Source organism: Propionispira arboris (genome assembly GCF_900109225.1).
GTDB lineage: Bacteria > Bacillota > Negativicutes > Selenomonadales > Selenomonadaceae > Propionispira > Propionispira arboris.
Genome location: NZ_FNZK01000015.1, coordinates 121,584 through 128,634, shown reverse-complemented (window position 1 = coordinate 128,634; position 7,051 = coordinate 121,584). Strand labels below are relative to the sequence as shown.

At 40.2% G+C, this 7,051-nt stretch carries 6 protein-coding genes and 4 tRNA genes; all 10 read right to left on the bottom strand.

The genetic code is table 11. From position 1 onward, the window contains the following. Position 1: 1 nt before the first annotated feature. A tRNA-Asp gene (locus BMY14_RS14440) sits at positions 2 to 78 on the bottom strand. 11 nt (positions 79 to 89) lie between these two features. Beyond that, a tRNA-Val gene (locus BMY14_RS14435) sits at positions 90 to 165 on the bottom strand. 4 nt (positions 166 to 169) lie between these two features. Further along, positions 170 to 244: transfer RNA gene (locus BMY14_RS14430), tRNA-Glu, on the bottom strand. A gap of 5 nt (positions 245 to 249) precedes the next feature. Then, a tRNA-Lys gene (locus tag BMY14_RS14425) sits at positions 250 to 325 on the bottom strand. A gap of 263 nt (positions 326 to 588) precedes the next feature. After that, entirely contained in the window at positions 589 to 747 is a 159-nt protein-coding gene (locus BMY14_RS20630; protein ID WP_177177611.1) for a hypothetical protein, read from the bottom strand. Positions 748 to 826: 79 nt separating this feature from the next. Continuing rightward, positions 827 to 2,113: an adenylosuccinate synthase gene (locus BMY14_RS14420; protein WP_091833197.1), complete on the bottom strand. Its 1,287-nt coding sequence runs from the start codon at positions 2,111 to 2,113 to the stop codon at positions 827 to 829. A gap of 562 nt (positions 2,114 to 2,675) precedes the next feature. After that, positions 2,676 to 3,023 (bottom strand): hypothetical protein, encoded by a 348-nt coding sequence (locus BMY14_RS14415; RefSeq protein WP_019553752.1) that lies wholly within the window; start codon positions 3,021 to 3,023, stop codon positions 2,676 to 2,678. A gap of 64 nt (positions 3,024 to 3,087) precedes the next feature. Then, positions 3,088 to 3,420, bottom strand: a complete 333-nt coding sequence (locus BMY14_RS14410; protein ID WP_177177610.1) for a hypothetical protein — start codon at positions 3,418 to 3,420, stop codon at positions 3,088 to 3,090. A gap of 228 nt (positions 3,421 to 3,648) precedes the next feature. Then, positions 3,649 to 4,980: a replicative DNA helicase gene (gene dnaB, locus BMY14_RS14405; RefSeq protein ID WP_019553750.1), complete on the bottom strand. Its 1,332-nt coding sequence runs from the start codon at positions 4,978 to 4,980 to the stop codon at positions 3,649 to 3,651. Between the two features lie 96 nt (positions 4,981 to 5,076). Beyond that, positions 5,077 to 7,050, bottom strand: coding sequence for a Lon family ATP-dependent protease (gene lonC, locus BMY14_RS14400; protein WP_091833191.1), 1,974 nt, complete (start codon positions 7,048 to 7,050; stop codon positions 5,077 to 5,079). Position 7,051 lies beyond the last annotated feature (1 nt).

Below are 7,051 nucleotides of genomic sequence, written 5' to 3'. Positions count from 1 at the left end.
ATGGCGACCCGAAGGGGACTCGAACCCCTGACCTCCGCCGTGACAGGGCGGCATTCTAACCAACTAAACTACCGGGCCATATATTATTTTGGTGGGCGATGACGGGATCGAACCGCCGACATCCTGCTTGTAAGGCAGGCGCTCTCCCAGCTGAGCTAATCGCCCGTAATGGTGACGCGTATGGGATTCGAACCCATGAAACCGCCGTGAAAGGGCAGTGTCTTAACCGCTTGACCAACGCGCCATAAATGGTGACCCACCCGAGATTCGAACTCGGGACACCCTGATTAAAAGTCAGATGCTCTACCAACTGAGCTAGTGGATCGTCTTGTGAGAAAAAAAATGTTTTGGTGACTCAATTTTGTCTCGCATTTCATGTGCCACTCACAAGACAATATTATACTGATTTATCGAGTCTTTGTCAACACTTTCTTTTTTTTAAATTTTTAGTTGTGCTGAAATTCGCTTAAAATTCGTGATATTGCTTGTTTTTTAGTTATATTTCATCAAAATATTCTTGATTGTTCCAATATCTGCTTCAAACTGCGATCAACTGGAGATACCAACTATATCTGTTAAGTTTAGCTGCTATGAAACCGTTGTGTTGTAGGGTCCATCGTCCGTAAGGACGTAACTGATAGACTTACTGGCAGACCCTTCTAATACAATGCCAGACGATGTTGTATCGATTATAGAGTCCTGCCCGCTTTTTCTGATAAACGGATATATAAAACCAATTTCTTCCATACACCCTTATAAACAAATGCAGCCTGAATAAACGAATCGTTTGTTCAGGCTGCATTAAAATCCCTATAAGCTTTCTTGCTTAAAAAATATCCTTTTTAACAACAATCGTTTGCGCACGATTCGGACCAACAGAAACATAGCCTATGTTGATTTCTGCCACTTCAGCCAAACGTTCTACATACTTTTTAGCATTTTCCGGCAAATCTTCATACTGACGAATTTTTGTAGTATCCGTCATCCAGCCAGCAAATGTTTCATAAACTGGTTCTACTGCCCCAAGCACTTTAAGGCTGGCTGGCATTTCATCGATAATTTTACCATTATATTTATAAGCAACACAAATTTTAACTTCTTCAAATGTATCTAAGATATCAAGACGCGTGATTGCCATGTAGTCAATCCCACTCAAGTAACCTGCATAACGAACTACACAGGCATCGAGCCAGCCAGTACGACGTGGACGACCCGTAACTGTACCAAATTCATGTCCACAACTGCGAATCTTATCACCGATTTCATTGAGTTGTTCTGTAGGGAACGGACCTTCGCCTACACGTGTACAATATGCTTTAACAACCCCAACGACTGTGTCTATTTTTTTCGGTGCAATACCAGCGCCTACACAGGCACCACTCGAAGTTGGATGTGAAGACGTTACGTATGGATATGTACCATGGTCGAGATCTAACAGTGTTGCCTGAGCTCCTTCAAACAATACTTTTTTCTTTGCTTTAAGCTGTGCATTCAAATAAGCGGATGTATCGATGACATGCTTACGCAGGCGATCGGCATAAGCCAGATATTCGCTGCGAACTGCATCATAGTCAAAACCATCATGGTTATAGACTGCTTTTAATTCTTTATTTTTAATAGCAAGAACTTCTTTAAGTTTTGCACTGAATACTTCTTCATCCATAAGATCAACAATACGAATACCGATACGGTTATCTTTATCCATATAGCAAGGACCAATACCACGTTTTGTCGTGCCGATTTTGTTATCACCACGAACGTTTTCTAAAAGTTCATCCATTAATTTATGGTAAGGTAAAATAACATGAGCCCGATTGGAAATACGTATTCCATCTACCTCAATTCCTTGTGCAGTCATTCCATCCATTTCCTGAAGAAGCACTTCCGGATCAACAACAACACCATTGGCAATAACACATGTTTTACCTTTGTATAAAATTCCTGAAGGCAGTAGACGCAGTTTAAATTCTTTACCTTCTACGGTAACTGTATGACCTGCATTGCTCCCTCCTTGAAAACGAACGACAACATCGGATTGTTCTGCTAAATAATCGACGATTTTACCTTTACCTTCATCGCCCCACTGAGTTCCCATTACAACAACTGCTGACATAAGACCTCTCCTCTCAATAATATGATTTATATAAAAGTGAATTTAGATCCCCAAAAACGCCATAATTGCATTTACATTCGTAAGTACTAGAAAGCGTATTCAAAATATTCACAGCTTCCTATTTCTTGACATTCATTTTGGAAATCTTCACCTTTTATCCATTTTTCCATAGCAATACTGTACGCATTTATAAAAAGCATCACCTGTAACGTATCGATTGAAAACGGTAATTAGATCACTTGTTTTTTCTATATTGGCTTATAATGTCAATGAAACAACAAAAACACTCAAATTGGCATACGCATGCCTCTTTTTGAGTTTGGTGAAAAAATATGTCCTAATTTCCCTTGAATATCATAGCATTGATTATAGCAGCATGTCAATTTAATTTACAAAAACCATTCTATTTTTATCATTTTTATCCTGCAATGACAAAACGAGCCTGTCCCATACAGACAAAACACTGTTTTTATGCGTCAAAAGCCATCACAGGTAAAGATACCTGAAGGGCCTTACGCAAAAAAACAGGCTGCCAGCTTATAAAAAGCGAGCAGCCTGTTTTTTAGGTATTATGACCAATAACAACACCAAGCACCAGTGCTGCTATTTCATTTAACGTATTATTATGGCGATCATTTTCCCGATCTTGACGTTCCTGCCATTCTCTATCACTTTCATGATCATGTCGTCTCATTTCTCGTTCATGTCTTTCATTTTCTTCACGCATCCGTCTATCATGCTCAACTTGACGGTCACCATTGTCACGGCCACCATCATGTCTATCATCAAAACGAACGTCTTGGCGGTTATCACGATGCATCGGAGAAGCTTCAAGCACGGCGGTCCCAAAACCTGTTTGAATGATACCAATCATAGAAAGTATCATGATTTTTTTTGTTATATTATTCAAAATGAACTCCTCTTTTCTTTAAGTATTACGAATCTTTATCTATGAAAAATATACTATCTTAATTTCACCTTCTGTGGAAAGGGCCCTGTTGATCTTTTTCTCGTGCTAACCTCTTTAATATTTGTTCATGACGATGTTTTTCATGTGATCTTCGTTCGCGCCAATCCTGTCTGGTTTCAAATCGATGCCGTTGAATTTCTTGTTCATAACGGTCGTTCTCTTCGCGAACTTTTCTATCATATTCTCGCTGGCGAAATTCATCGCGATCATGATCTCGATGATCAAAACGAGCTTCTTGATGATCTCGGTTCATCGGACGATCGTTCTGAAATGCCGATGCTTCAATAATCGAAGCTCCAAAACCTGTTTGAATGATACCAATCATAGAAAATATCATGATTTTTTTTGTTATATTCCTCAAAATAAAACCTTCTTTCCAATCAGAAAATACGATATGCTTAAATATGGAAGAATAGCGATGTATACGCTTCTATTATTTAAGAGTATACATTGCTATTCTTGGGAAAGGGTTTGAATTCTAAGATTTTACCCATTTAATTTTTTATTTCTGCGTACCAGTTTACAAAACAAGCAGATTCCTCGGAATCTGCTTGTTTTGTATAAATTAGTTTTGTATCCGTGATAAATCGGCAAATTTTGTAAATTGTTTGTGAAAAAACAACTGGATGGTATCAACCGGACCATTACGATGTTTGGCAATGATCACATCCGTAATATTTTTATTTTCCGTATCAGGATCATAGTAATCTTCCCTATAGAGAAACATAACAATATCCGCATCCTGTTCCAGGGAACCGGATTCACGAAGATCGCTGAGCATTGGTTTTTTAACCTGCCGTGATTCCACACTACGACTGAGCTGAGAAAGAGCAATAACCGGTACATTGAGTTCCCTTGCTAATGCTTTGAGTGAGCGGGAAATTTCCGATATTTCCTGCTGGCGATTATCGCCGCCTTTGCTACTGCTGCCTTGCATGAGCTGCAAATAATCAATAACAATCAATTTCAGGTCATATTCCGTTTTCAAGCGTCTTGCTTTCGAACGCAATTCCATAACAGTGATACCAGCTGTATCATCAATAAAAATTGGTGCAGTTGATAATCGATCTGCAGCACTAATCAGTTTTCCCCAATCCTTATCGTCGAGTTCACCGATGCGAAGACGCTGCGAGTCAATCGCTCCCTCCGAACAGAGCATACGCTGTACAAGCTGTTCTTTTGACATTTCCAAAGAAAAAAAAGCCACTGCCTTTTTTTCTCGCACAGCAATATGGGTAGCCAAATTGAGTGTAAACGCTGTTTTCCCCATACTTGGACGAGCGGCGACCAAAATAAGATCAGAAGGCTGAAGTCCTGATGTTAATTTATCCAAATCCTTAAAACCAGTTGGCGTTCCTGTAATTCCGCCTTTAGAAGCGTATAAAACTTCAATTTTACTGAACGTATCCAGCAAAATGTTTTTAATCGGTGTAAAATCACCGCCGCCACGTTTTTCTGCGACTTCCAAAATCATTTTTTCAGCTTTGTCCATCACATCAATTACATTTTCATTGTCTTCATACCCCATACCAGCGATCGCCGTAGCGGAATTAATCAAATGCCGAAGCTGCCCTTTTTCTTTGACAATCTTAGCATGATACTCAATATTGGCTGCCGTCGGCACACTATTGGCCAGTGACGTAACATAGGCTATCCCGCCAACCTTATCAAGTTGTTCATTTTTGCGCAGTTGTTCCGTAATCGTAATAAGATCAACCGCTTCATTTTTATTGAAGAGTTCAAGCATTGCATCAAATATAATCCGATGCGCGTCTCGATAAAAATCTGTTCCAATTAAAATCGTCACAACTTCCGAAATCGCTTCTTTTTTTATAAGCATCGCACCTAAAACAGCTTGTTCGGCTTCAATATTCTGCGGTGGTATTCTATCAATCAACAAGAATCACTCCTCTCAAACAAAAACGGAGACTGGGGCAAAATATGCCCCAAATCTCCGCCCGCCCTACAGACGGAAACCTCCTGTAACAGAGATTTATGCGATTATTTCTTTATCTTTATCGTCTTCAAACAATACCGCAAAGGCACCTTCAGCAGTCGTTACCGGATGTATGTCCAGTCCCAAATGTCCTTCTGGTATGTCTTTTTCATTTTCTTTTGGAATTACCAACGTTGTAATACCAGCTTGTTTTGCCCCATAGGCTTTCTCAAATACACCGCCGACTGGGCGAACAAGCCCTTGGATCGATATTTCACCGGTAACAGCAACGTTCTGCTTAATTTTGCGTCCCGTAATAGCCGAAATCAAGGCGGTCAAAATAGCAGTACCAGCTGACGGACCATCAATATTACCACCACCAATAACATTGATATGGATATCATAATCATGCACATCTTCACCAGTGATTTTACGAAGTACGGAGGCTGCATTAAATACGGAATCTTTCGCCATGCTGCCAGCTGTTTCATTGAACCGAACCGTCCCTTTGCCTTTTTCATTTGCCTTAAAAGCCACAGCTTCAATTTCAATGACAGATCCCAAGTATCCTGCTACCCCAAGTCCAAAAACCTTACCAACTTCAGATCTCTCTGATGCCTTCTGTGTAACAAATGGTGACAGACGGCTTACCTGTGTAACTTCATACACATCTTCTTTGTTTATAATAATAGCCTCATCAGTATCACCGATTCTTTGTAATGCCAAACTGTACGCATCAGCAAGAATATTGATAGCTTTTCGGCCCTCAATTGTATATTCACTGATCAGTGCAGCCACATCATCAGCAATCGTAACTTCCAATTTTTCAGCTGCATTTAAAACAATCGTTTCAATGTGTTTGGGGGTAAGCGGTTCAAAATAGATTTCAGCACAACGCGACCTGAGGGCTGGATTAATATACCCGGCATCACGCGTAGTCGCTCCAATCAAGACAAAATCTGCCGGTGCACCGTCTTCAAAGAGTTTTCTGATGTATTTCGGTACATTTTCATCCGTCGGATCATAATAGGCCGATTCAAAAAAGGCCCGTTTATCTTCTAACACTTTAAGTAGTTTATTTTGCAGCATGGCATCCATTTCACCAATTTCATCGATGAATAAAATGCCACCATGTGCATCGGTTACCAGCCCCGGTTTTGGTTCTGGTACGCCACTGTCGGCAAGATCCCGGCGGGCACCTTGATAAATTGGATCATGCACAGAACCCATAAGTGGATTTGTCATATCCCGCGGATCCCAGCGCAAGGTAGTACCATCGGTTTCGACAAACGGTGCATCTTCATTAAAGGGTGTATATTTCGTTTTACTGGCAGCTTCCAAGACCAGTCGTGCCGCTGTCGTTTTACCAACGCCTGGCGGTCCGTACAGAATCAAATGTTGTGGATAAGGGGAACTGAGCTTAGCTTGAAGCGACTTCACAGCTCGTTCCTGTCCCACAATCTCAGCTAATTTATTTGGTCTCAATAGTTCCATCACAGATTTCGTCAATTTAACGGTTTCCAGTTTTTCTAAAGCCTCAAATTTCCCTTTTGCCTGCGGTGTTTCTTCTTCTTCAACTTTTTCGTCTTTTAAAACCTGCATTTTGATATCTTTAACATACTCTTGATGGCGTTCTTCCATTTTTTCAGCAATTTTTTTCTCAATTTTATCTTCTACACTACGTCTGGCCATAAGTTCTGCCAATTCTTCCGACAATTGTTCCAAAAGATCCGGAATTTCTTCATCAGTCGGAATTTTATCCAGTGTCGGATTTTCCCAAATCAGTTTTTGCAGTGCTAAAACTCGTTCACCACGGTTTTGTGAACGCATCAAATCCATCGCATCGAGTTTTCCCGCTCGCAAAACAAGTTTTTCCGAACTGAAAATATCAACTAATACGCCATATAAGGCATCGATTTGTTTATCGATGCCTTCTGTCTTTTTGAGTATTATTTTTTTATGCCCGATTTTTTCCACCGGTGCTTCTTCTTGTTTATTCCTACGAAATAATTTATTAAAAAAACCTTTCATA